We start from the raw sequence: 23080 nt of genomic DNA on the forward strand, positions 1-23080 counted from the left end.
CGACATCGACGACCTGGTCGAGGTCAACGCGCTGGCGTTCGCCGACCATCCTGAGCAGGGCAGGATGTCGCGCCAGGACGTGCTGGACAAGATGGCCGAGGACTGGTTCGACGCCGAGGGTCTGTTCCTGGCCAGGGACGCCGACGGGCGGCTGCTGGGTTACCACTGGACCAAGATCGAGGGTGACGTCGGCGAGGTGTACGTGATTGGTGTGCACCCGTTCGAGCATGGCCGCGGCCTGGGCCGCTACCTGCTCGCGATCGGCCTGCACCACCTGTCCGCCGCTCGCGGAGCCCGCGTCATCGACCTCTACGTCGAGGCCGCCAACGAGCGCGTGGTCACGATGTACGAGAACGCCGGTTTCGTCGAGGTGCAGCGCGACACCCGCTGGGCCTGAGCCCGTTCGTCGCCGACGAGCAGGTGGCACAATGTTCCACATTCCCCGCCAACCCGAAAGAGGCCCCATGTCACCGTCTGCCACGTCCCGCGGCACCTCCACGCCCACGGACGAGACCGGCGCCCTGATCACTGACCAGGCGGCCCCGATCGACCGGTCCGAGTCCAGCACCCCGCTGTACGCCGACCGGGAGTTGTCCTGGCTGGCGTTCAACAACCGGGTCCTGGACCTGGCCCGGGACGCCGAGCGGGTGCCGCTGCTGGAGCGCGCCTCCTTCTTGGCGATCTTCTCCTCCAACCTGGACGAGTACTTCATGGTGCGGGTGGCCGGCCTCAAGCGCCGCATCGCCGCCGGCGTCGGCGTCCCCTCGGTGACCGGCATGATGCCCCGCGAACTGCACGACGCGATCCTGGCCCGCACCCGGGCCCTGGTCCAGGAGCAGTCCCGCATCTTCCAGGACGACGTCCGCCCGGCGCTGGCGGCAGAGGGCATCACCATCCTGACCTGGGAGGAGCTGACGGCGTCGGAGAAGGACGAGATGCGCCAACTGTTCAGCGAGCGCATCTTCCCGGTGCTGACCCCGCTGGCCGTCGACCCCTCACACCCCTTCCCCTACATCTCTGGCCTGTCGATCAACATGGCCGTGCTGGTCCGCAATCCCATCACCGGGGCCAAGCAGTTCGCCCGGGTCAAGGTGCCGGCGCTGCTGGACCGCTTCATCCGCGTCGGCGAGGGCCGCTTCCTGCCGCTGGAGGAGGTCATCCGTCGCCACCTCGGCCAGCTGTTCGCCGGCATGGAGGTGCTGCAGCAGACCACCTTCCGGGTCACCCGCAATGAGGACCTCGAGGTCGAGGAGGACGACGCCGAGAACCTGCTGTACGCGCTGGAGAAGGAACTGCTGCGTCGCAAGGTCGGTCGTCCGCCGGTGCGCCTGGAGGTGCAGGACGACATCGCGCCCAAGATGCTGGAACTGCTGATGAGCGAACTGGACGTCAGCGAGAAGGAGGTCTTCTCGCTGCCCGCGCCCCTGGACCTGACCGGGCTGTTCTCGCTGACCGCTGCCGACAAGGAGCACCTGCAGTACCCGAAGTTCATCGCCGCCACCCCCCGCGACCTGGCCGAGGTCGAGACGGCCCAGCCCGCCGACCTGTTCGCTGCCCTGAAGACCCGCGACGTGCTGTTGCAGCACCCCTACGACTCGTTCTCGACCTCGGTGCAGCGCTTCATCGAGCAGGCCGCGGCCGACCCGCAGGTGCTGGCCATCAAGCAGACCCTGTACCGCACCAGCGGCGACTCGCCCATCGTCGATGCCCTGATCGAGGCCGCCCTGGCCGGCAAGCAGGTGCTGGCGGTGGTGGAGATCAAGGCCCGCTTCGACGAGCAGGCCAACATTGCCTGGGCCCGCAAGCTCGAGAAGTACGGCGTCCACGTCGTCTACGGCATGGTCGGGCTGAAGACCCACTGCAAGCTGTCGCTGGTCATCCGCGACGAGGGCAGGACGCTGCGTCGCTACGCCCACGTCGGCACCGGCAACTACAACCCGAAGACGGCCCGCGTCTACGAGGACATGGGGCTGCTGACCTCGAACCCGGTGGTCACCGAGGACGTCGGCAAGGTGTTCAACCACCTGTCCGGGCTCACCCAGGAGACCTCCTACCGTCGGCTGCTGGTCGCCCCGCACGGCATCCGCGCCGGGCTGTTGACCGGCATCGACCGCGAGATCGCCCACCAGCAGGCCGGACGCCAGGGCTACATCCGCTTCAAGGTCAACTCGCTGGTCGACGAGAAGATCATTGACCGCCTCTACAAGGCCTCGCAGGCCGGGGTGAAGGTCGACCTGTGGGTGCGCGGCATCTGCACGATCCGCCCCGGGGTCAGCGGCCTCAGCGAGAACATCCGGGTCCGCTCGGTGCTGGGCCGTTTCCTGGAGCACTCGCGCATCTTCTGGTACGCCAACGGCGGCCAGCCCATCGTCGGCATCGGCTCGGCCGACCTGATGCACCGCAACCTGGACCGTCGGGTCGAGACCATCGTCAGCATCACCAACAAGCGCCACATCCAGGAGATCACCGACCTGTTCGAGTTGGGCTTCGACCCGGGCACCGTCTCGTGGCACCTGGACGACACCGTCTGGAGCGAGCACTCCCGGGGCGAGGACGGCCAGATCCTGCGGGACGTGCAGACCGTGCTGATCGAACGACGCACCCAGCGACGCAGCGACGAGACCCACTGAGCCCCGACAGCAGCCGACCATGAGCAAGAAGCGCCGCCATCTGAGCGCAGCCGGAGCCGTCGTCCTGCAGGGGCAGGGCGAGGACGCCAGGGTGCTGGTGGTCCACCGGCCCCGCTACGACGACTGGACCCTGCCCAAGGGCAAACCGCAACCTGACGAGGACCTGCAGGTGGCCGCCGTCCGGGAACTGGAGGAGGAGACCGGGCTCAAGGTGCGTCTGGGAGCGCCCCTGGGGACCCTCAGCCACGTCATCGACAAGGACACCAAGGCCGTGCACTGGTGGCTGGGCACCGTGCGCGGCGGCGAACTCCACGGCGGAACGCCGCACGACGACCACGGGCAGGAGGTCGACCGGGTGGAGTGGTGGCCGGCCGCGCGGGCCGCCGCCGAACTCAGCTGGCCCAATGACCGTGAGGTGCTGGCCCGCGCCCTGGCCCTGAGCCCAGGGCACACGGTGCTGCTGGTCCGCCACGCCAAGGCGATGCTCCGCAAGAACTGGTCCGGCAAGGACTTTCGTCGTCCGCTGTCGGGTCGGGGACGCCGGCAGGCCAAACGGCTGGCGTTGCTGCTCGACGCCTACGGCGTGGCGATACCGGTCACCTCGACCAGCACCCGCTGCGTCCAGACGCTGCAGCCCTATGCCGACCGCTTCGGCATCGGCCTGGTCGAGTGCCCGGAGCTGAGCGAGGAGCACTACGAGGACGACCCGCTCGACTCCGAACGGGCCACCGTCGACCTGCTCAACGATGCCCGCGCCCAGCCCAACGCCCCCATGGCCCTGTGCGGACACCGACCGGTGCTGCCGATGATGCGCCACCTGCTGGGGCTGCCCGACAAGAACATGCTGGTCGCCGAGACCTACGTGGTCCACCACGACAGCGAGGGCAACCAGCTGGCCGTCGAGATGGTGAAGCCCGCCTTCTGAGCCCGCCTGTTGAGCCCGGCGCGCCCCGGGATCGTCCAGACGTTCACCTGCCGCCACCGCGGGGACCACGGATGTCCACCGAGCGACCGGTATACGGCCTGAATGGCGTGGTCAGCGGCGCATCTGCCGGAACGTCCGCCGCCGTTCACCTGCTGTTCACCCAACCACATTCGACGTGTCATCTGACCTGATTAGCGTCAGGAGTGACGAAGTTGGCTATTCGAATGCGCCCGTGCGCACGGCGAACTTCTCCAGCTCCCCAACAGATCAAGGAACTCTTGTGAAGATGCACCGCTTCGCCAAGATCGCGGCCCTGGTGGCCGTGGGCGCACTGACTTTCACCGCATGTGGTGGCACCGTCGAGTCGGGCGGCACCACCGCCGCCGGCACCACCGCCGCCTCGAGCGCAGCCTCGACCACCGACACCAAGGCGTTGGAGCTGACCTGCCCGGCCGGCACCGTCAACGGGGGCGGCTCGTCGGCCCAGGACATCGCCATGCAGGCCCTGACCCAGTCGTACAACACCACCTGCGGTGGCAAGGGCCAGGTCGTCTACACCAAGTCGGGTTCCGGCGCCGGCATCAAGGACTTCTACAACGGCCAGCTGCAGTTCGCCGGCTCCGACTCGGCCCTGAAGTCCAAGGCCAACTCCGACGGCGTCGTCGAGACCGAGAAGGTCGCCGCGCGTTGCGAGGGCAACCCCGGCTGGAACCTGCCGCTGATCGTGGGGCCGGTCGCCTTCGCCTACAACCTGAAGGGCGTCGACAACCTGGTGCTGACCCCCAAGGTGATCATGGACATCTTCAACGGTGCCATCACCACCTGGGACCACGCCGACATCAAGGCCCTGAACCCCGGGGCCACGCTGCCGGCCGGCCAGGCCATCAACGTCTTCTACCGCAACGATGAGTCGGGCACCACCGAGAACGTCGCCAAGTTCCTCAAGGCCGCCGCCCCGGCCCAGTTCACCGGTGAGACCTCGAAGTCGTACTTCGGCAAGGCCGGCGAGGGCAAGAAGGGCACCCAGGGTGTCGCTGACGCCGTCAAGGAGACCACCGGTGGCTTCGGCTACATGGAGTGGAAGTACGCCAAGGACGCCCAGCTGGGTGTCTCTGCTCTGGACAACGGCCAGGGTGCGGTGGAACTGACCCCCGAGAGCGCCGGCGCCGCCATGGACAAGGCCGAGATCACCGGCAAGGGCAACGACCTGGTCGTCTCGCTGAAGTACACCGACCTGGGCGAGAAGGTCTACCCGATGGTCATGGTCACCTACGAGATCGTCTGCTCGAAGGGTCTGGACGACGCCCAGGCCGCCCTGCTGAAGGACTTCCTGGTCTACGCCTCCAGCCCCGCCGCCCAGGCCACCCTGGTGGACCAGGGCTACGCACCGCTGCCCGAGGGCATGCTGACCAAGGTCCACACGGCCGTCGAGGCACTCGCCTGAGCCTGACCCACGGGTCGGCTGAATTCCAATCGGCATCGCAGGCATGTGAACATTGGATGGCCCCTCTGCCAGGCAGAGGGGCCATCCGCACGTGAGGGAGTATTCATGAGCACATCAGAGCCGCCGGGGGGCGGGGTACGCGAGGCAGCCCCCGACGGGGACGCCGTCGGCTCCCCGCCCAGCACACCTGACCCCGGGGCGACGAGCGGCACCTCGATCCGGCCGGTGAAGCTCCCGCCCCCACGCAAGGGCCCCGACCGGGCCTTCTCGGGGGTCACCCTGTTCACCGGGATCCTGTTGGTGGTCCTGGTCGCCGCGATCTTCCTGTTCCTGTTCTTCACCGCAATCGGTCCGCTGTCGCGCAACGAGGCCAACTTCCTGACCTCGACCGAGTGGACCGTCACCGACAACCGGCTGGCCTTCGGCATCGCCGCCCTGCTGTGGACGACGGTGGTCAGCTCGCTGATCGCCATGATCCTGGCCGTGCCGGTGGCGATCGGGGTCGCGCTGCTGATCACCCACTACACCCCACGGCGGGTCGGTGGTGTCATCGGCTTCCTGGTCGACCTGCTGGCGGCGGTCCCGTCGGTCGTCTACGGCCTGTGGGGCATGCGGGTCTTCGGCCCGCTGGTCGCCCCCTTCGGCCAGTGGCTGTCAGGCACCTGGCTGGGCACGATCCCGCTGTTCGCCCCCGGGATCGCCTCCTCGGGCACCGTCTTCGTCGCCTCGCTGGTGCTGGCCATCATGATCCTGCCGATCATCACGGCACTGTCGCGTGACGTCTTCGAGCAGACCCCCCGCGACCACATCGAGGCGGCCTGGGCGCTGGGTGCCACCAAGTGGGAGATGATCCGCACCGCCGTGATCCCCTACGGACGCTCCGGTGTGGTGGCAGCCTCGATGCTCGGCCTGGGCCGGGCTCTGGGCGAGACCATCGCCGTCATGCTGATCCTGTCCGCCGTGCCGACCTTTGACTGGTCGATCTTCAGCGGTGGCGAGACGTTCGCGTCCAAGATCGCCAACGGCGCCCCCGAGTTCGACAGCCCCACCAAGACCGGTGCCTACATCGCCGCCGGGCTGGTGCTGTTCGTCCTGACCTTCGCGGTCAACGCCGTGGCCCGCAGCGTGGCCGCCGGTGGAAAGGCAAAGTCATGACCGACACCACGACCAGCACCGAGGTCAACGGCTACCAGGCCGACCGGGCCCTCGACCTGCGCCGCCCCACCGGCCGCCGCCAACTCACCGACACCCTCGTCCGCGTCCTGGTCTGGGTCGCCGCCGTGATCGCCATCGTGCCGCTGATCTGGATCCTGGCGACCGTGATCGGCCGCGGCGCGCCGCTGCTGTTCACCGCGGAGCCCGACTTCACCAAGATCTGCGCGGTCACCGAAGAGGCGCCCAGCAGCGAGTACATGAACGTGAAGCGGGTGGCCGCCGACCAGTGCGGCACCGGCTCGTCGGAGGCGAAGTGGCATTGGCTCAGCGGCGGCGAGTACCCGGCCGTCAACGACCACGTGCTCTACCGTCCGGTCTCCCCGGTGACGGTCGATCCGAACGCCGTGCCCGACATCATCATCAACGGCCAGCGTCCCGCCTCGCCCGGTCACTCGATCGCGATTCCCAACTCCGACGGTGCGGGCACCGTCCGGCTTCCCTCCGCCATCTGGTGGACCGAGGACCAGCGCAGCACCGACATGCTCAAGCCGAACGGCGGCGCCCTGCACGCCATCGTCGGCACCCTGATGCTGGGCCTGATCACCTCGGTGATCGCCGTCCCGGTGGGCGTGCTGGGCGCGGTCTACCTGGTCGAGTACGCCCGCGGCAAGAAGTTCGCCAGGGTGGTCAGCTTCATGGTCGACATCCTCACCGGTGTGCCCTCGATCGTCGCGGCCCTGTTCATCTACACGCTGCTGATCACCATGCTGGGCTTCGGACGATCCACCCTGGCCTCGTCCCTGGCGCTGGTGATCCTGATGCTGCCGACGGTGCTGCGTTCCACCGAGGAGATGCTGAAACTGGTGCCCGACAGCCTGCGCGAGGCGTCCTACGCCCTGGGTGTCACCAAGTGGAAGACCATCCTCAGCGTGGTCATCCCGACCTCGATCAAGGGCATCCTGACCGGCATCGTGCTGGGCGTGGCCCGGGTCATGGGTGAGACGGCTCCGCTGATCATCCTGCTGAACTACGGCCCGCGCCTCAGTCTCGACCCGACGGGCCAGAACATGGGCTCGTTGCCGACCATGATCATGACCGCCTCCGAGGTGGCCGAGTCATACCCCGGCGCCGAGCGCGGCTGGGGCGCCGCCCTCACCCTGATCCTGATCGTCATGGGCCTGAACCTGGCGGCGAAGTTCGCCGGCTCATCCAAGAAGTCCCGCTGAGAACGAGGAAGCACAGACATGGCAAAGCGCATCGAGGTCAAGGACCTCAACATCTACTACGGCAAGTTCCACGCCGTGAAGGACGTCCAGCTGACCGTGGAGCCCCGTTCGGTGACCGCCTTCATCGGCCCCTCGGGGTGCGGGAAGTCGACGGTGCTGCGGACCCTGAACCGCATGCACGAGGTCATCCCCGGCGCCTACTGCGAGGGCAGCGTCAGCCTGGACGGGGTCAACCTGTACGGCCGTGACGTCGACCCGGTCGCCGTGCGCCGACAGGTCGGCATGGTCTTCCAGCGCCCCAACCCGTTCCCGGCAATGTCGATCTTCGACAACGTCATCTCGGGCCTGCGGCTGAATGGGATCAGCAACAAGAAGGTCCTGCAGGAGTCCGCCGAGAAGTCGCTGCGGGGTGCCAACCTGTGGAACGAGGTCAAGGACCGTCTCGACAAGCCTGGCGTCGGCCTGTCCGGTGGCCAGCAGCAGCGGCTGTGCATCGCCCGGGCAATCGCGGTCTCGCCGCAGGTGATCCTGATGGACGAGCCCTGCTCGGCGCTCGACCCGATCTCGACCCTGGCCATCGAGGACCTGATCCAGGAACTCAAGGAGCAGTACACGGTGGTGATCGTGACCCACAACATGCAGCAGGCTGCTCGCGTGTCCGACCAGACCGCATTCTTCAACCTCGAGGCGCAGGGCCAGCCTGGCCAACTGGTCGAGATGGGCGCCACCGAGCAGATGTTCTCCAACCCCAGCAAGAAGGCCACCGAGGACTACATCACCGGCCGCTTCGGCTGACGCGCCCGCCACCCGACTGCCCACCGCAGCCCGACGTGGCCCGACGTGGCAGGCTGGAGCCATGACGACCCAGATTCCGGCCGGCGAACGCTGTTCGGCGCAGTGGCTGCGCGACGACCTGCCCGCCTGGGGCACCGCCAGTCGCGCCAACTTCTGGGTGGCGCTCGAGCAGCCCGGACCGTGGGGCGCCAACGCGCTCACCGAGAGCCGCCTCGACCCGGAGCTGGGTCGCCACTTCGAGACGACGTGTAGTGAGGCCGGCGGCCGGGCGGTGTTGGTCCGACGCCCCGGGCGTCACGCCGACACCGGCGAGGGACCCTTCCGGGTGTTCATCGCCGGGGGTCTGGCGGCGGGCGCGCCCTGGCTGGGCACCACCCGGCTGGCCAGCTCCTACGACGTCATCGAGCTGCTGTCACTGGCCGACGACCTCGGTCACGACCCGCTGCCGGAGTGGTTGGACGAGGCCGACCCCATCCTGGCGGTGTGCACCAACGCCCGCCGCGACCAGTGCTGCGCCCTGGAGGGCCGCCACCTGCTGCAGCAGTGCGAAGGTCTTGACAACCTGTGGGAGGTCAGCCACCTGGGCGGCCACCGCTTCGCCGCCACCGCCCTGGTCCTGCCCACCGGCCAGTCGCTGGCCCGGGTGAACCCCGTGATCGCTGCTGACGCTCTGTCAGCAGCTGCCCAGGGAAGGCCGCTGGCCGCCGGGGCGCTGCACGACCGGGGCCTGGGCCACCTGCCGAACCATCTGCAGGTCGCCGACGCGTGGGCCCGCGCGGCCGGGGTGCCCCACCCGGTCGCCATGACCGCCGAGCAACTGGACGACGCGACCTGGCTGGTCGACGTGGCCGGGCGCGCCCTGCGGGTGGCCCGCAGCGACGGACCCGACGAACTGTCCTCCTCCTGCGGCAAGGACGTCGTCCCGGTCCTGCGCTGGACGCTGACCCAGGTGCATGATGGCTGAGGCCGGCTGGTACCCCGACCCCGCCGGTGGCACCGACCGCTACCGCTACTGGGACGGCACGCTCTGGTCGGACGAGACCATCGCTGGCCCGCCCACCGGCGGTCCGAGTGCTGCTGGCCCCTCCGGTGGCGGCAGGCCCGGTGCCACGTCCCCGATCACGGTCAGCCGGGGCACGACCGGGGCGGCCGGCGAGCCGGTCACCGAACCGTCGCCGTGGCAGCGCGCCAAGGGGCCGGTCATCGTCGTCGCGATCGCCGTGGTCACGGTGCTGGCGCTGATCTGGGCGCTGACGCAGGTCGGCATCCTCGGCGGCGGACGTGGACCGGCCTCCAACCCCACCGAGTTCTGTCCGCCCGTGGGCGAGGGCAACTACTCGGTCGACCCACACCCCAACGACGGCCGCGTCCACGGTGGTGCCCTGTCCTACCCCCGGCTCGGATCACCGTGGAGTGCGCCGACCGTCGACGGACGGGTGCCGTTCGGACGTGACGTGCAGACCCAGACGATCACCATCGAGCAGGACTACCGCCCGGGCCAGAACTGGGTGGCCTCGGTGCTGGTCGGCGAACTGATCGACGGTGATGGTTTCGTCTCACCGCAGGCCGGCATGGACCTGGTCTCCCGCTGCATCGTGGGCGCCTTCTACGGTGACTCACCGGTGCAGCGCGACGACGTGGAGGCCCGGTCGCTGGTGGTCGACGGGCGGGAGGCCTACCTGCTGGAGATGCACCTGTCCTTTGACATCCGCGGGCTGGAGGCCAAGGGCGAGACCGCCCTCATCGTCATCGTGGCGACCGGAGCCAACACCAACTCGCTGTACTACGCCTCGATTCCCGACAACGCCTCCCAGCACCTGCCGGCGGCACGCGGGCTGGTGGGGCAGCTCAAGGTCGGGGCGTGAACGACCAGCGCCGCTTCTACTGAGCCACCCCGGCTGCTGCGACCCCGGGAGCTGCTGGCCCGGACCGGCTGCCGGCCCGGACGCGCTGCTGGCCCGGGGCCCCTGCTGGCCACGGACGCTGGGCTCAGCCCACCGAGGCCTTCAACTGCAGCACCCGCCCGGCCTTCCGCTGCACCTCGGCGGCGAAGGCAGGGTCGGTGCGGGCCGCCTCCAGGACGGCACCGACCATCTCGCGGGTCAGGGCCGGGTCGGCCGTGATGGCCAGGTCTCCCCCGGCCCGCAGGAAACGCAGGACCCTCATGCCGGGACTGACGTCCTTGACGGCGACGGCGGCACCCAGGTCGTCGGCGATCACCACGCCCTGGAATCCGAGGCGTTCTCGCAGGATTCCCGTGATGATCCTGGACGAGAACACCCCCTGCTGGTCGGGGTCGATCTGCTGGTAGATGGCGCTGGAGACCATCACCGATGACGCCCCCGCAGCGATGGCCTTCACGAAGGGTGACAGTTCGGCGTCGGAGCCGGTGGTGACGGTGTCGACGGCGACACCGAAGTCGGTGTTCACGCTGACCCGTCCCAGCCCCGGGAAGTGCTTGAGGCTGGTGGCCACACCCGCCGTGGCCAGCCCCGACACCACGGCCCGCAGCGCCGGGATGGCCTGGGCTGCGGTGGTGCCGTAGTAGCGCTGCAACTGCCCGATGGGCGCATTGCGGGCCAGGTTGTCGGCGGGCACGACGTCGGCCACCGGGGCCAGGTTGTAACGCACCCCGGCATTGGCGAGTTCGGCGCCCCAGCGCACCCAGGCCGCCTGGAGGTCGGCCATGGTCGACTGGGTGACGGCGTTGGGGATCCGGCTGAACCCGGCACCGTTGAGGCGCTGCACCGCCCCGCCCTCCTGGTCGACCGCCACGATGATCCCGGCGGGCAGGTCGAGGGCCTGAAGTTCCATGGTCATCGCCCGAATGCCGTCGCTGGAGCCCAGGGAGTTGCCGAGCAGCAGCAGCGAGCCGACCTGGTGGGTGGTGAGCAGTTCCCGGGTGGCATCGTCCAGGGTGGGACGATCATGGCCGACCATGATCAACTGTCCGACCTGGGCTTCCAGCGAGAGCTTGGCGGCCCCGCCGGGGGAACCGGACGGTGACGCCGGCGCGCTGGTGGTGGGCGCACCGGTGGCCGACGCGCTGGTCGTCGACGCGCTGGGATTCGTCGCCGACGCCGGTGGGGTCGGTGCCCCGGACGGGGTGGTGCTTGCGGGGGCGCAGCCGGCCAGGGCGCCGAGCCCGCCGACGGCCAGACCGCCCAGCACCGCCCGGCGGCTGGTCATGAGGCCAATCGGTCGTCGCCGGCGGCGGCGGCGTGCTCGGCCAGCCACACCCGGCGCTGCTCGACCAGTCCGAGCAGCGCATTCTCGATCACCTCGGGCAGGGCCGGGTGGATCCAGTACTGCTGGGTGGCCACCGATTCGATGTCCTGGCCGAACTGCATCATCTGGATCAGTTGCTGCACCAGGGTCGCGGCCTGCGGCCCCATCACGTGGGCGCCGAGCAACAAGCCGGTGTGGGGGTCGGCCAGCAGTTTCGCGAAGTGGTCCCGGTCCTCCATCGCCCAGCCGTAGGCGACCGCCCCGTACTCCTGCACCTTGACCAGGTAGGGCCGTCCCTGGGCCTTGAGTTCGGCCTCGGTCGCCCCGACCGCACCAATCTGCGGGTTCGCGAAGACGGCGTGCGGAATGAACCGGTGGTCGGAGGACCGCATCTGGTCGGGGTGCAGCAGATTGTGCATGACCACCCGCATCTCGTGGTTGGCCACGTGCTTCAGCATCGTCGGCTGGGACACATCGCCCAGGGCGAAGATGTGCTCGACGCTGGTGCGCTGGTGCTGGTCGGTCACCACGAAACCGTGCTCATCCACCGCGACGCCGGCGGCCGGCAGGTTCAGCCGGTCACCATTGGGCACCCGTCCGGTAGCGTTCAGCACCAGGTCGGCGTCATGGTGGGTCTCGGTGCCCTCGGCGTCCAGGGTGGTCACCCGCACGCCACCGTCGGGGGCGGCCGTGATCGACTGGACGCGTTCACCGAGGGCCAGCTGCATCCGTCGACCGGCGAGCGCCGTGAAGGCGGCCGAGACGTCCTCGTCCTCGTGGCGCAACAGCCGGGGGCTGCGGTTGACGATGGTCACCTGGCTGCCATAGGAGGAGAAGACGTGGCCGAATTCGGCGGCCACGAAACCGCCGCCCAGGATGAGCAGGCGGCGCGGCAGGACGTCGACGCGCATGATGCTGTCGGAGGTGTGCACCCGGTCGGCGACCTCGGCCGACGGCTCGACCACCGTGCGGGGCCGCGACCCGGCGGCCAGCACGAAGCGGTCGGCGGTGATCCGGGTGCCCGACGGGCTCAGCTGCAGGGTGTGGTCGTCGACGAAGGTTGCCGTCTCGCGGTGGACACCCACGTGGGGCTGGCGCTGCCGCCAGTCCAGGCCGCCGGTGCTGATGGCGTCAATGCGTCCGAAGATGCGGTCACGGATCGCCGGCCAGTCAACGTCCGTGGTCTGCTGGCTCACCCCCAGACGGGCCGCGTCCTCGGCGTCGACGACATGGTCGGCGGGCAGCACAAACATCTTGGTGGGGATGCAGCCGACGTTGAGGCAGGTGCCACCGAACCACGGCGCATCATCGACCAGCCCAATCGTGAGGCCGTCCAGGCGCGGGTCGATCAGGGAGTTGCCGGAGCCTGATCCAATGATGACGAGGTCGTAGTGCTGAGGCTGCATGGCCCCAGTCTCCCACCTACAGTGGAGCCATGGCTTCCCGTGACCACGCCCCAGACCAGACTCGCAGCACCCTCGACCCGCACCGGGACGACTGGGCCCTGGTCACCGGCGCGACCGGCGGCATCGGCGCTGAGTTCGCCCGCTACCTCGCCCGGCACGGCACCCATCTGGTCCTGACCGGCCGGGACACGGTGAAGCTGGGTGATCTGGCCCAGGAGCTGGGCGCCACCGGGGTGCAACTGGTGCTGCTGCCCGTCGAGCTCGCCGACCACGACGCCCGGGTGGGGCTGCACCGTCAACTGGTCGACGACGGCATCACCATCTCGACCTTGGTCAACAACGCCGGCTACGGCATCATCGAGCCTGTCCTGGACAGCGAGCCGGACGCCCTGCTGGGCATGCTCGAGGTCAATGTGATGGCACTGACCCACCTGACCCGGCTGTTCCTGCCGGCCATGGTCGAGGCGGGGCAGGGCAGCATCATCAATGTCGCCAGCACCGCCAGCTTCCAGCCCATCCCCGGCATGGCCGCCTACGCAGCCTCCAAGGCGTACGTGCGCAGCTTCAGTACCTCCCTGTGGCACGAGACCCGCGGGTCAGGGGTGCGGGTCGTGTGCGTCAGCCCCGGCCCCACGTCCACCGGGTTCTTCGCGCGTGCCGGGGCCGAGAACGTGCTGGTCAACCGCCGTCAGCCGGCCGACGTGGTGGAGACGACCTTTGCCGCCCTGAAGGCGCACCGACCCTCGGTCATCGACGGTGCCGGGAACCGGGTCACGGCGCTGGCGAACCGGTTCGTGCCGGAACGGGTCTCGACGGTGCTGGCAGGTTTCGTCACCCGCGAACGGTGAAGTGGCGGCGCTGTTCGGGGGCTTGGGCCGACCGGACCCGCAGTTCGTACTCCCCCGGCGGAAGGACCACGGTGGCGAGGAACGACCGCCAGCCGGCCTCGTTGCCGGTGGCGGCCACGGTGCCCTGACGCACCACCTTCTCCTCGGCGTCGAGCACCTGCCAGGCGATGGTGGTGTCGGCGAGGACCACCTGCTGGTAGCCGCGGATCCTCACCTCACCGGGTGCCACCGGGACCACCGGTTCCGGGGTGAGGATCCACAGCAGACCCAGCGGGGCCGTCCCGTTCTTTCGGAAGTCGGCGGCCGGGGCGCCAATCACCGGCAGGTTCGGGGACCCGTCGATCAGGATCTGGACCGTGCGTTCCCCGGTCTGGTCGCCGATGGTGCCGATGGCGGTGTAGACGACCTGGTTGATGGCCGCCTCGGCGACCGCGCGGGTGGTGAAGGTGGCGAAGGCCGGGGCCGAGATGTCGATGACGATGCGCGAGCCGGTCACGGTGGCCGAGTTGACCTGTCCGCCGGCCCACAGGGAGCTGTACGAGGAGTCCTGTGGGGCGACGTTGAGGACGGCCCCGACGGCGGTGGCGAGTCGGTCGTCCTGGGTCGGCAGGTCGCGGAACTCGCGGTAGAGGCGGCGGTCGGCCCCGACGTAGTAGATCGGCAGGTCTCGCTGCATCGTCGGCAGTGACGGCGGCGCGTTGGACGAGACGGTCTGGTTGGCGGTCGTGCTGGACATCGGCACCTCGGGCCGGCCCAGCAGCGACAGCTGCGGCACCAGCACCGGCAGGGCCAGACCGACCAGCAGCGCCGCCACGGCCGCGGACAGCACCCAGCGGAAGCGTCGGCGGCGTGGCCCGCGGGCCTCGGTGCGGTTGGCGGCGGTGAGCAACTCGGCCAGGCGCTCGGGCGGTTCGACGGCGTTCGCGCGTTGGTTCAACACCCGGCGGATGGTGCTGGCGGCCTCGTCCTCCAGCGGCATCAGGTCCTTGTCGTCAGTCATCGCGGGCCCCCACCTCGGTGAGGGTGTCACGCACGGACTGCAGCGCGCGGTGGGTGTGGGAACTCACGGCGGTGCGGGAGATGCCCAGGGTGCGGGCGATGTCGGACTCGTCCAGCTCGAGGTAGTAGCGCAGCACCAGCACCTCGCGTTGGCGCTGCGGCAGCGCCTCGATCATCGCGAAGACGCCCTGCTCGGCGGGGGCCGACGCGACCGGACGCTTGGCCGAGCGGGTCCGGTTCAGCACCGAGACGCGCAGGTACTGCTGGGCCTGGTCAAGGCTCTCGAACTGTTCGCGGCGCTGGTGAACGGCCAGCACGGCGTCGGAGACCACGTCAGCAGCGGTCTCCGCGGCGCCCAGCAGCAGCGTGGCGAGCCGCACCATCGGCGCCCACTGGGCCTCGTACAACTCGCGCAACCAGAGGTCGTCCCGACGTGCCATGCCGCTGTCCGCTCAGATGCCCGCGTAGGAGTGCAGGCCGCTGACCAGCAGGTTGATCCCCACGAAGTTGAACCAGAACGAGGCGACGCCCACGACCGCGATGATGGCAGCGTTGCGGCCCTTCCAGCCGGCGGTGGCCCGGGCATGCAGGTAGGCGGCGTAGATCACCCAGGTGACCAATGACCAGGTCTCCTTCGGGTCCCAGCCCCAGAAACGTCCCCAGGCGTACTCGGCCCAGACCGCCCCGGCGGCGATGGTGAACGTCCACACGGGGAAGGCGAAGGCGTGGGCGCGGTAGGACAACCGGTCGATCACGGCCAACGAGGGGATGCGGGCCAGGAAGCCGGTCAACACCGGGTCAGGGTTGCGGGTGCGCTGGGCCAGGGCGACGGTCCCCGACCATTCCTGGGCCAGCTCGTCGGCGCTGGAGGTCGGCGGCGGGGTGCCGTCGGCGGTGGTGGCGGTGCCGGTGGGGGCGGCGGCGAGCCGCTTCTCCGCGGACAGCACGGCGCTGCGCTTGATCAGGTACAGGATGGAGGCGGCCGCGCCCAGATTGAAGGCAGCGGCGGAGATGCAGGCGGCGACGATGTGGATGATGAACCACACCGAGTGCAGCGCCGGCACCAGGGGGGCCACCTCGACGTAGAAGACGGTCACGGCCAGCCCGTTGCCGACGGCCAGCAGCAGCATCACCGGCAGGCCGAGCCAGCGCAGGTTCCACCGCCAGGCCCCGACCAGGTACACGACCACCGCGAAGAACAGGGCGGTGATCACGAACTCGTACATGTTGCCCCAGGGCATCCGTTCGGCCGCGACGCCGCGCAGGACCACCCCGGCACCGTGGGCGATCGCGCCCAGCACGGCCAGCATCATGCCGAGACGGCCCCACATGTCGCTGCGCATGCGCACCGGGTCGAGGTCGTCACCGCCGGCTGCGTCGGCGTCCGCCTTGAGGGCGACGCCCCGGATCGAGGCCCACTCGGCGCTGTGGGCGATCAGGCCCAGGATGTAGAGGACGAACGAGACGACCACACCCAGGCTGGAGTACTCGGCGGTGGTCATGGGTGCGCTCCTGGTGGTGGGGTGGTGGTTCTGGGGCTGACACTACTCAAGACGGCGGTGATGTCGTCGGCAAGACCGGTACGCGAATCGGCACGGTCCAGACCGCCGACCTCGACGGTGTCGTCGTCGAGCAGCTTGACCCACAGCCGGCGGGGCCGCACGAACAGGCTCAGGCACAGCCCCAGCACGCCGACCGCCAGCGCGCCGGCGGCAACGGGAAGGCCGGGTGAGTGGCTGATCTGCAGCTTGGTCCAGCGCGACCAGCCGTCGAACTGGATCGAACCCTGGCCGTCGGGCAGTTCGTAGAGCTGGCCGGGCTTGAGCCGGAACGAGACGATCTGGCCGTCGCGGGTGATCTGCGTCATGCCCGTCTTGTCCAGGCTGTACACGTTCTCGGGGCGTCCGGTCTCCTCCTTGGGGGCACCGGTCCAGGCATTGAGGAACAGCTCGGGGTTGTCGGCGTCCGGGAACGTCGAGCGGGGGCCGAGCTGGTCGACGGTGGCGGTCGGCAGGAACCAGCCCTCGAAGGCGAGGCGCTTGGGGCGGGCGTCGTGGGCCTTGATCACCCCGAAGCTGGAGAAGTTGCCGTCCTGGGGCTGGAAGACCACTGGGCCCGAGAGGGCGATGTTGCCGCTGGCGTCCTTGACGGTCACGTGGGCGGCGTACCCGTGGCCGAGCAGGTGCACGTTGACCCCGTCGATGGTCAGCGGCCGGTTGACCTCGACGTTGACGTTCCTGGTCTGTTCGGCGGTGGTGGCGGTCACGTCGGCGTTGAACAGGCGGGCGGCGCCGCGCTGGACGTTGCCGCGCTCGAAGGCGGCGTGGAAGCGGTTGACCTTGAGCGAGAACGGCGGCAGGTCGTTCATGTCGACGCCGGGGCCGGCGTTGAACTCGTCGTACTGGGTGATGACGTTGCTGAAGCCGGCACCCTCGACCACGGTGGCGGTCCCCTTGAAGGTGAACATGTTGTTGTAGGCCACCGCACCCAGCACGAAGATCAGGCTGAGGTGGAAGACCAGGTTGCCGAACTCACGCAGGTAGCCGCGCTCGGCCGACAGGCCCGACTCGTGGGCGACGACGCGGAAGCCCTTGCGCTTGAGCACCGCGGTGGCGGTGGCCAGGGACGCGTCCGGGCCCGCTGCCAGCGTCCCGCGTCCCCATTCCGGCAGTCGGCTCAACCGGGCCGGGATCCGCGGCGGCGGCGTGCGCAGGGCCCGCCAGTAGACCTTGATGCGGGGCAGGATGCAGCCGATCAGGCTGACGAACAACAGCAGGTAGATGGCGGCGAACCAGGGCGAGCCGTAGACGTCGTAGAGGTGCAGCGCCCGGTAGATGCGGTCGAGTTCGGGGTTTGCCTCGGCGAAGTCGATCACCCGGATCGGTGAGACCGCCTCCTGGGGGATCAGCGAGCCGGGAATGGCGGCCAACGCCACCAGGAACAGCAGCACCAGCGCGGTGCGCATGCTGGTGAGCTGCGTCCATCCCCAGCGGAGGAATTCCAGCGGTCCCAGCGCTGGGTCGGACGGCCGGGACTTCTTCGGTGTCTGCTCACTCATCAGATTGGTGTCCCCCAGTTGCCGGCGAGTGTGTAGAGCCATCCGGTGACCGTGTTCCACAGTCCGGTGACCATGGCCAGCCCGACCATGATCATCATCATTCCCCCGGCGACCTGGACGCCACGCTGGTGCGCCTTGACCCAGTTGATGGCCCGCGAGAACCTGCTCATGGCGAGGGCGGCGACCACGAAGGGGATGCCCAGCCCCAACGCGTAGACGAACGCCAGCAGGCTGCCGCGTCCGCTGGAGCCCTCGTTGAGGCTCAGGTTCAGCACCACGCCCAGCGCCGGGCCGATGCACGGGGTCCAGCCGATGCCGAAGACCAGCCCGAGCAGCGGCGCGAAGGCGATGCCCACCCGCGGCGTCACGTTGAGGCGGCGGGTGCCGGCCCCGATGCGGACCACGCCGCAGAAGACCAGGCCCAGGGCAATGATGACGGCGCCCATCACGATGGTGATCAGGTCGCGGTGCATCCACAGCAGGTCGCCCAGGGCGCCGAACAGGGCACCGGTGGCGACGAAGGGAACCGAGAAGCCGAGGATGAAGCCCAGGGTGCCGAGCAGCAGTTGCCGTTTGGGCCCGTTGCCCGAGACGACCTGGGCGGCGCTCAGGCCGGTGGCATAGGACAGGTACCCGGGGAGCAACGGCAGCACGCAGGGCGAGAAGAACGAGACGAGCCCGGCCAGCATCGCCACCGGAATGGCCAACACCATGGAACCACCCACCGACTCACGCGCCCAGGTGCCGAGGTCGAGCGTGACGAGCTCAGGGATCACTTTCCTGCCGCCACGTCGTCGATGATGCCCTGCAGGGTGGCCGCAGTGGTGGCACCCAGGACGCGCGCAGCGGCTCGTCCCTGGGTGTCGAGGACCAGGGTGCTGGGGATCGCCGAGGGGGGCAGATCGTTGAGTTTCAGCAGCAACTCACCGGTCGGGTCGAAGAAGCTGGGGTACTCGACGCCGAAGGTGCGTTCAAAGGCCAGCGCTGTCGCCGCGGAGTTGTCGCGGGTGTTGATGCCGATGAACTGGGCCAACTCGCCGGTGGCGGCGGCAGCCTTGACCAGGTCGGGCGCCTCCTTGCGGCAGGGGCCGCACCAGGAGCCCCACACGTTCAGGACGACGACCTTGCCGGCCCAGGTGCTGGTGCTCAGCGGCTGCCCCGTCAGGTCGGTGCCGACCAGTTCGGGGATGGCCTTGCGCTGGTCGACGGGGATCATGGTGAACGAGCCGTCGCCGACGACGAAGCCGACCTCGGAACTGGCCGAGGGGTTGTTCTGGCAGCCGGTGGTGACAGCCGTTGCCGCCACCGCAGCAACGCCGAGGCCCAGGCTGAAGGCGCGGCGGCGGGTGAAACGCTGGGTCATCTGCCACCCGCGGAGAAGTTCATGGCACGATCCCTGACCGGAATCAGGTCCCGAGCTGGTTCGGCGTAGGACACCCGGACGATCCGGCCCTGGCGCAGGCTGAAACTGGTGACCGAGGCCAGCATGCATTCCCGCTTGCGGGGGTCGTGGGGCAGCGGGCGTCCCTCCGCCGAGCGGCGGGCGACCCAGATCGGCAGCTGGTGGGTGACGATGATGGCCTGGCCGTCGGGACGGTCCTGGGTCGCGGCCTCGGCGGCGAGCTGGATGGCCCAGTGCATGCGGGTGGCGACCTCGGTGAACGGTTCGCCCCAGCTCGGGGTGAACGGATTGCGCAGCTTCCACCAATTGCGAGGGTCGCGCAGGGCCTTGTTGCCCCGCCCGAAGACCTGCCCCTGGAAGTCATTGGCGGCCTCGATGACCAGGGGCTGGTCGACGACCTCGAGGTGGGGGAAATGGGCGGCGATCGGCTTCATCGTCTCGCGGGCGCGCTGCAGCGGCGAGGTGGCCAGGTGGGTGATCGGCAGGTTCGCCAGGTGGTTCGCGACCCGCTCGGCCATCAGGGCGCCCCGCTCGGTCAGTCCGTAGCCCGACAGGCGCCCGTACAGCACGCCGTCGGGGTTGTTGACCTCACCATGGCGCACCAGGTGCACGACGGCCTCGGCCGTTGCTGGCTGGTTCACAGTTCCTCCTGGCTACTGCCCGACGGAGGCCGGGTCAGGTGCTCACCTCACGATACGTGAGTGCCCAAGACCGGGCCAGTTGGCCGCGCGGAGGCGGTGGCGGGGTTTGTGCGGGGGGCGTGCCGTGATTCTGGCGGGACATCGTTCACGAAGTGCCGGGCCAGGGCGAACCAGGCGGCACATCGTTCACCAAGTGCCGGAGCAGGCCGAACCAGGCGGCACATCGTTCACCAAGTGCCGGATCAGGCCGAACCAGGCGGCACATCGTTCACTAAGTGCTCCCATGACACGATTTGCCTCAACATTCAAGACCTGTGGACGAAACGAGGCCGGCGAGATGACCCTCACATTGGCCTGTGGATAATGACGAGTCAGAGCCGTCCTCGACTTACCTTCGGCATATGTCGAAGCTCGAACCGTTGCCGTCCGGCCTGCCAGCGGACTTCCGGGTTGCTGATGCTGTCGCGCTCGGGGTTTCGCGACGCCGCCTGCGGGCGCTCAGCCTTGAGCGTCCCCATCATGGTTTGCGCGTCCGCACCAGCGTAAGAAGCGTCATGGACGCCGCACAGCAGTTCGGCGTGCTCATCGGGGACCGCAACGTTGCCTTCAGCCACCAAACAGCCGCCTATCTGCTCGGCATGCCCCTTCCCCAGGCCTGGAGCCCGAACGACCTGCTGCACGTGATGACCCCGAACGGCGGTGGCCAGGTGCGCCGTGACGGCGTCAAGTCCAGGCGCGGGCTGGAGGCCAGAACAACGTGCCGTGTCGGCGGACTGCTGGTGACCGACGGTCCCAGCACCTGGTGTGATCTGGCGACCACGCTGGCGTTTGATGACCTGGTCGCAGCGGGTGACTGGCTTCTCAGGCCCAGGAGCACCCTCACGGTCGACGACCTTCGCCGCGCGGTCAGACCCCAGGTCTCGGGAAGGGCCAAGCTGAACGCGTCCCTACGGTGGATTAGACCGGGAAGCGCCTCGCCGCGCGAAACGCAGACTCGACTGATGTTGGTCCGGGACGGGCTGCCCGAACCACAGCTCAACGCGACGTTGAGTACGCCGCGGGGCTGGGTGGCCGTGGTCGACTTCTACTGGGACGAGTGGAAACTGGCTCTGGACTACGACGGCCGCTACCACCGGGAGCGGGCGGAGCAACTGGAGTACGACATTGACAGGGCGCGGCAGATTCGTGGCGAAGGGTTTCGCTACGAACAGGTGACGTCGAAACATCTGGCCGGGAAGTATCCGCAAGTGTTGACGATCGTCCGCGAAGCCTTGCTCGAAGCCGGCTGGACGCCTGATGATCCGAGGGGCCGGTAGTCCCCTCCGCGTCCACCGGGCGTCACGTGGCTGAGAGTCTGCTGGTCGAGTGATCGACCCCCGCCACTTCGTTCACGATGTGCCATGTGTGCGTCCACGGGGCTGACACATAGCTCACAATGTGCCGGTGATGCCCGTCCGCGCCGTCACTTAGTTCACGATGTGCCAAGCGGGCGTCCACGGGCCGTCACACAACTCACGGTCACATAGACCACAATGTGCCGGTTATGCCCATCGGCGCCGTCACATAGTTCACGATGTGCCCTGCGGGCATCCACAGGGCCGACACACAACTTACGGTCACATAGAACACAATGTGCCGGTGATGCCCATCCGCGCCGTCACATAGTTCACGATGTGCCGGACCGAGGACACCCACCGCACCGCCGCGTTCGCGATGCTCAGCTGCCGACCGGACGACCCCGTCGACGTTGCAGCGACGGCCGCACCGTCGGCTTGTTCCGGGCGATCAGGTCTTCCTTGCGTGCCACCGCGAACTCGGCCAGCTTGTCGGCCAACTCGATGGCCGAGGGGTTGTCGGCCTGCACGTCGACCCGAAGTCCGTGTTCGCGGCAGGTCTCGGCCGTCTGCGGGCCAATGGCCGCGATGATGCTGACCTTGTGCGGTTTGCCCGCGATGCCGACCAGGTTGCGCACCGTGCTCGACGAGGTGAACACCACGGCGTCGAACTTGCCGGTCTTGATGGCCTCGCGGGTTTCCAGCGGCGGCGGGGCGGCACGGACGGTGCGGTAGGCCACCACGTCCTCGACCTCCCAGCCGAGGTCGATCAGTCCAGCAGCCAGGGTCTCGGTGGCGATGTCGGCCTTGGGCAGCAGCACCCGGTCCATCGGGTCGAGCATGTCGTCATAGGCGGGGAACTCGGCGGCCAGACCGGCTGCCGACTGCTCCGACAACGGGATGAGGTCTGGCTCCAGGCCCCAGGCACGACACACCTCGGCGGTGGTGGCACCCACCACGGCGATCTGGATGCCGCCGAAAGCGCGGGCGTCCAGGCCGTACTCGATGAACTTGTCGCGGACCGCGCGCACGGCATTGGCCGAGGTGAACGCGACCCACCGGTAGCGACCCTCGACGAGTCCGGTGATCGCCTTGTCCAACTGCTGCGGGGTGCGCGGCGGCTCGATCGACATGGTCGGGACGACCTCCGGCACCGCACCATGCGAGGCCAGTCGCGCCGTCAGGCTGCCGGCTTGGTCCTTGGTGCGGGGCACCAGCACCCGCCAGCCGAACAGCGGCTTGGACTCATACCAGTTCAGGGGTCCGCGCTTGTCGGGAGCGGTGCTGGCGCCCAGCACGAAGACCAGCGCCGAGTCCTGTGAGGCCGACAGCTGCTTCAGCACGCCGTCCAGCTCGCTCATCGTGGTCGAGACGGAGGTCTGCTCGGGTGTGGCGGCGCGGGCGGTGACCAGCACCGACTCCTCCGGGTCGCGGTGGGCCAGTTCGGCCAGGTCGCCGACCAGCTGCACCTGGTCGCCGCGGCCCAGGATGACCACGGTGCCGGCGGAGGCGAGCACCGGCACGTCCTCGACCACGGCTCCGGGATCCAGGGTCAGCAGCTGGGCCGAATCACCCAGCGAGACCCCGGCGAACCCGGGCAGGGACGTGCGCGCGGCGACGCCGGGCACGATGTCGACATCCAGGCCGACCTCGCTGCACCGGGTGGCCAGCTCGGCGGCCCGGCGGTTCAACAGGGGGTCCCCCCAGACCAGGATGACGACCTGTCGGCCGTGCAGGTCCGCAGGGTCGATCTCCTCGAGGCCCCGTCGCACCTCCTGCCGCAGGTGCAACCGGGGGTGGTTCGTGTCCAGATCGGGCGAGGTGACGATGACCTCGTCGGCGGCGTTCATCGCCTCGACGGCGGCCAGGGTGAGCAACCACGCGGGCCCTGGCCCACCACCCACGAAGGCAACCCGGGTGTGGGTCGGGGTCTCCCCCTCGGATGCGTCTGCTGTGGTCTGGAGCGACGTGCCTGCTTCCGGGCTCATC

At 69.0% G+C, this 23080-nt stretch carries 20 protein-coding genes and 1 pseudogene; 11 read left to right on the forward strand and 10 right to left on the reverse strand.

Annotation, left to right across the window (positions count from 1 at the left end):
- From IPV09_RS10565 to IPV09_RS10605, 9 genes and pseudogenes are all read left to right on the forward strand, one after another.
- On the forward strand, positions 1-397 hold a 397-nt coding region (locus tag IPV09_RS10565), incomplete at its 5' end, for a GNAT family N-acetyltransferase (RefSeq protein ID WP_207475212.1).
- Between the two features lie 67 nt (positions 398-464).
- Complete coding sequence (locus IPV09_RS10570) at positions 465-2630, forward strand: RNA degradosome polyphosphate kinase (RefSeq protein ID WP_207475213.1); 2166 nt, start codon at positions 465-467, stop codon at positions 2628-2630.
- A gap of 19 nt (positions 2631-2649) precedes the next feature.
- Complete coding sequence (locus IPV09_RS10575) at positions 2650-3555, forward strand: NUDIX hydrolase (protein ID WP_207475214.1); 906 nt, start codon at positions 2650-2652, stop codon at positions 3553-3555.
- A gap of 286 nt (positions 3556-3841) precedes the next feature.
- Complete coding sequence (gene pstS, locus IPV09_RS10580; RefSeq protein ID WP_242681512.1) at positions 3842-4999, forward strand: phosphate ABC transporter substrate-binding protein PstS; 1158 nt, start codon at positions 3842-3844, stop codon at positions 4997-4999.
- A gap of 105 nt (positions 5000-5104) precedes the next feature.
- Positions 5105-6154, forward strand: coding sequence for a phosphate ABC transporter permease subunit PstC (gene pstC / locus IPV09_RS10585; protein ID WP_207475216.1), 1050 nt, complete (start codon positions 5105-5107; stop codon positions 6152-6154).
- 503 nt (positions 6155-6657) lie between these two features.
- Positions 6658-7380, forward strand: a pseudogene (gene pstA, locus IPV09_RS10590) (phosphate ABC transporter permease PstA); the annotation flags it as partial.
- An 18-nt stretch (positions 7381-7398) separates the two neighbouring features.
- Positions 7399-8175 carry a phosphate ABC transporter ATP-binding protein PstB gene (gene pstB / locus IPV09_RS10595; RefSeq protein WP_207475217.1) on the forward strand — a complete coding sequence of 259 codons (777 nt, stop codon included), beginning with the start codon at positions 7399-7401 and terminating at the stop codon, positions 8173-8175.
- A 61-nt stretch (positions 8176-8236) separates the two neighbouring features.
- Positions 8237-9139 (forward strand): sucrase ferredoxin, encoded by a 903-nt coding sequence (locus tag IPV09_RS10600; protein ID WP_207475218.1) that lies wholly within the window; start codon positions 8237-8239, stop codon positions 9137-9139.
- Entirely contained in the window at positions 9129-10040 is a 912-nt protein-coding gene (locus tag IPV09_RS10605; protein WP_207475219.1) for a DUF2510 domain-containing protein, read from the forward strand. Before IPV09_RS10600 ends, IPV09_RS10605 begins: the two co-directional genes overlap by 11 nt.
- 124 nt (positions 10041-10164) lie before the next feature.
- On the opposite strand, the gene IPV09_RS10610 is transcribed toward IPV09_RS10605, so the two are convergent.
- The gene (locus IPV09_RS10610) at positions 10165-11364 is read right to left on the reverse strand and encodes a glycoside hydrolase family 3 protein (protein ID WP_207475220.1); all 1200 of its coding nucleotides are present in this window, start codon (positions 11362-11364) and stop codon (positions 10165-10167) included.
- The gene (locus IPV09_RS10615) at positions 11361-12809 is read right to left on the reverse strand and encodes a mycothione reductase (protein ID WP_207475221.1); all 1449 of its coding nucleotides are present in this window, start codon (positions 12807-12809) and stop codon (positions 11361-11363) included. The genes IPV09_RS10610 and IPV09_RS10615 overlap by 4 nt, the downstream gene beginning before the upstream one ends.
- A gap of 29 nt (positions 12810-12838) precedes the next feature.
- On the opposite strand from IPV09_RS10615, the gene IPV09_RS10620 reads away from it, so the two are divergent.
- A complete protein-coding gene (locus IPV09_RS10620; RefSeq protein ID WP_207475222.1) occupies positions 12839-13657 on the forward strand; it encodes an SDR family oxidoreductase in 819 nt (272 codons plus the stop codon).
- Here the strand turns inward: IPV09_RS10620 and IPV09_RS10625 are convergent.
- Genes IPV09_RS10625 through IPV09_RS10655 form a run of 7 tightly spaced genes read right to left on the reverse strand, consistent with a single transcriptional unit; the run spans position 13641 to position 19757 of the window.
- Entirely contained in the window at positions 13641-14657 is a 1017-nt protein-coding gene (locus IPV09_RS10625; RefSeq protein WP_207475223.1) for a GerMN domain-containing protein, read from the reverse strand. The two genes, IPV09_RS10620 and IPV09_RS10625, sit on opposite strands and share 17 nt — an antisense overlap.
- Positions 14650-15096 carry an RNA polymerase sigma factor gene (locus IPV09_RS10630; protein ID WP_207475224.1) on the reverse strand — a complete coding sequence of 149 codons (447 nt, stop codon included), beginning with the start codon at positions 15094-15096 and terminating at the stop codon, positions 14650-14652. The genes IPV09_RS10625 and IPV09_RS10630 overlap by 8 nt, the downstream gene beginning before the upstream one ends.
- A gap of 12 nt (positions 15097-15108) precedes the next feature.
- Complete coding sequence (ccsB, locus tag IPV09_RS10635; protein WP_242681510.1) at positions 15109-16158, reverse strand: c-type cytochrome biogenesis protein CcsB; 1050 nt, start codon at positions 16156-16158, stop codon at positions 15109-15111.
- Complete coding sequence (locus IPV09_RS10640; protein ID WP_207475251.1) at positions 16155-17732, reverse strand: cytochrome c biogenesis protein ResB; 1578 nt, start codon at positions 17730-17732, stop codon at positions 16155-16157. Before IPV09_RS10640 ends, ccsB begins: the two co-directional genes overlap by 4 nt.
- Positions 17714-18427: a cytochrome c biogenesis CcdA family protein gene (locus IPV09_RS10645; protein ID WP_207475250.1), complete on the reverse strand. Its 714-nt coding sequence runs from the start codon at positions 18425-18427 to the stop codon at positions 17714-17716. Before IPV09_RS10645 ends, IPV09_RS10640 begins: the two co-directional genes overlap by 19 nt.
- A 59-nt stretch (positions 18428-18486) precedes the next feature.
- The gene (locus tag IPV09_RS10650; protein WP_207475225.1) at positions 18487-19077 is read right to left on the reverse strand and encodes a TlpA disulfide reductase family protein; all 591 of its coding nucleotides are present in this window, start codon (positions 19075-19077) and stop codon (positions 18487-18489) included.
- Positions 19074-19757: a histidine phosphatase family protein gene (locus IPV09_RS10655; RefSeq protein WP_207475226.1), complete on the reverse strand. Its 684-nt coding sequence runs from the start codon at positions 19755-19757 to the stop codon at positions 19074-19076. The genes IPV09_RS10650 and IPV09_RS10655 overlap by 4 nt, the downstream gene beginning before the upstream one ends.
- A 401-nt stretch (positions 19758-20158) precedes the next feature.
- Between IPV09_RS10655 and IPV09_RS10660 the strand changes: the two genes are divergently transcribed.
- A complete protein-coding gene (locus IPV09_RS10660; RefSeq protein WP_207475227.1) occupies positions 20159-21073 on the forward strand; it encodes a hypothetical protein in 915 nt (304 codons plus the stop codon).
- A 401-nt stretch (positions 21074-21474) separates the two neighbouring features.
- On the opposite strand, the gene IPV09_RS10665 is transcribed toward IPV09_RS10660, so the two are convergent.
- A complete protein-coding gene (locus tag IPV09_RS10665; RefSeq protein ID WP_207475228.1) occupies positions 21475-23079 on the reverse strand; it encodes a uroporphyrinogen-III synthase in 1605 nt (534 codons plus the stop codon).
- Position 23080: the final 1 nt, after the last annotated feature.

Origin of the sequence: Tessaracoccus sp. SD287 (assembly GCF_017355265.1) — a bacterium.
Classification (GTDB): Bacteria; Actinomycetota; Actinomycetes; order Propionibacteriales; family Propionibacteriaceae; genus Aestuariimicrobium.

Coding starts and splice junctions, on each gene's coding strand:
- IPV09_RS10610 (WP_207475220.1), bottom strand. CDS start 11,364: ATGACCAGCCGCCGGGCGGTGCTGGGCGGTCTGGCCGTCGGCGGGCTC.
- IPV09_RS10570 (WP_207475213.1), top strand. CDS start 465: ATGTCACCGTCTGCCACGTCCCGCGGCACCTCCACGCCCACGGACGAG.
- IPV09_RS10605 (WP_207475219.1), top strand. CDS start 9,129: ATGATGGCTGAGGCCGGCTGGTACCCCGACCCCGCCGGTGGCACCGAC.
- IPV09_RS10630 (WP_207475224.1), bottom strand. CDS start 15,096: ATGGCACGTCGGGACGACCTCTGGTTGCGCGAGTTGTACGAGGCCCAG.
- ccsB (WP_242681510.1), bottom strand. CDS start 16,158: ATGACCACCGCCGAGTACTCCAGCCTGGGTGTGGTCGTCTCGTTCGTC.
- IPV09_RS10620 (WP_207475222.1), top strand. CDS start 12,839: ATGGCTTCCCGTGACCACGCCCCAGACCAGACTCGCAGCACCCTCGAC.
- IPV09_RS10625 (WP_207475223.1), bottom strand. CDS start 14,657: ATGACTGACGACAAGGACCTGATGCCGCTGGAGGACGAGGCCGCCAGC.
- IPV09_RS10600 (WP_207475218.1), top strand. CDS start 8,237: ATGACGACCCAGATTCCGGCCGGCGAACGCTGTTCGGCGCAGTGGCTG.
- IPV09_RS10660 (WP_207475227.1), top strand. CDS start 20,159: ATGTCGAAGCTCGAACCGTTGCCGTCCGGCCTGCCAGCGGACTTCCGG.
- pstS (WP_242681512.1), top strand. CDS start 3,842: ATGCACCGCTTCGCCAAGATCGCGGCCCTGGTGGCCGTGGGCGCACTG.
- IPV09_RS10650 (WP_207475225.1), bottom strand. CDS start 19,077: ATGACCCAGCGTTTCACCCGCCGCCGCGCCTTCAGCCTGGGCCTCGGC.
- IPV09_RS10615 (WP_207475221.1), bottom strand. CDS start 12,809: ATGCAGCCTCAGCACTACGACCTCGTCATCATTGGATCAGGCTCCGGC.
- IPV09_RS10575 (WP_207475214.1), top strand. CDS start 2,650: ATGAGCAAGAAGCGCCGCCATCTGAGCGCAGCCGGAGCCGTCGTCCTG.
- pstC (WP_207475216.1), top strand. CDS start 5,105: ATGAGCACATCAGAGCCGCCGGGGGGCGGGGTACGCGAGGCAGCCCCC.
- IPV09_RS10665 (WP_207475228.1), bottom strand. CDS start 23,079: ATGAGCCCGGAAGCAGGCACGTCGCTCCAGACCACAGCAGACGCATCC.
- pstB (WP_207475217.1), top strand. CDS start 7,399: ATGGCAAAGCGCATCGAGGTCAAGGACCTCAACATCTACTACGGCAAG.
- IPV09_RS10645 (WP_207475250.1), bottom strand. CDS start 18,427: ATGGTGTTGGCCATTCCGGTGGCGATGCTGGCCGGGCTCGTCTCGTTC.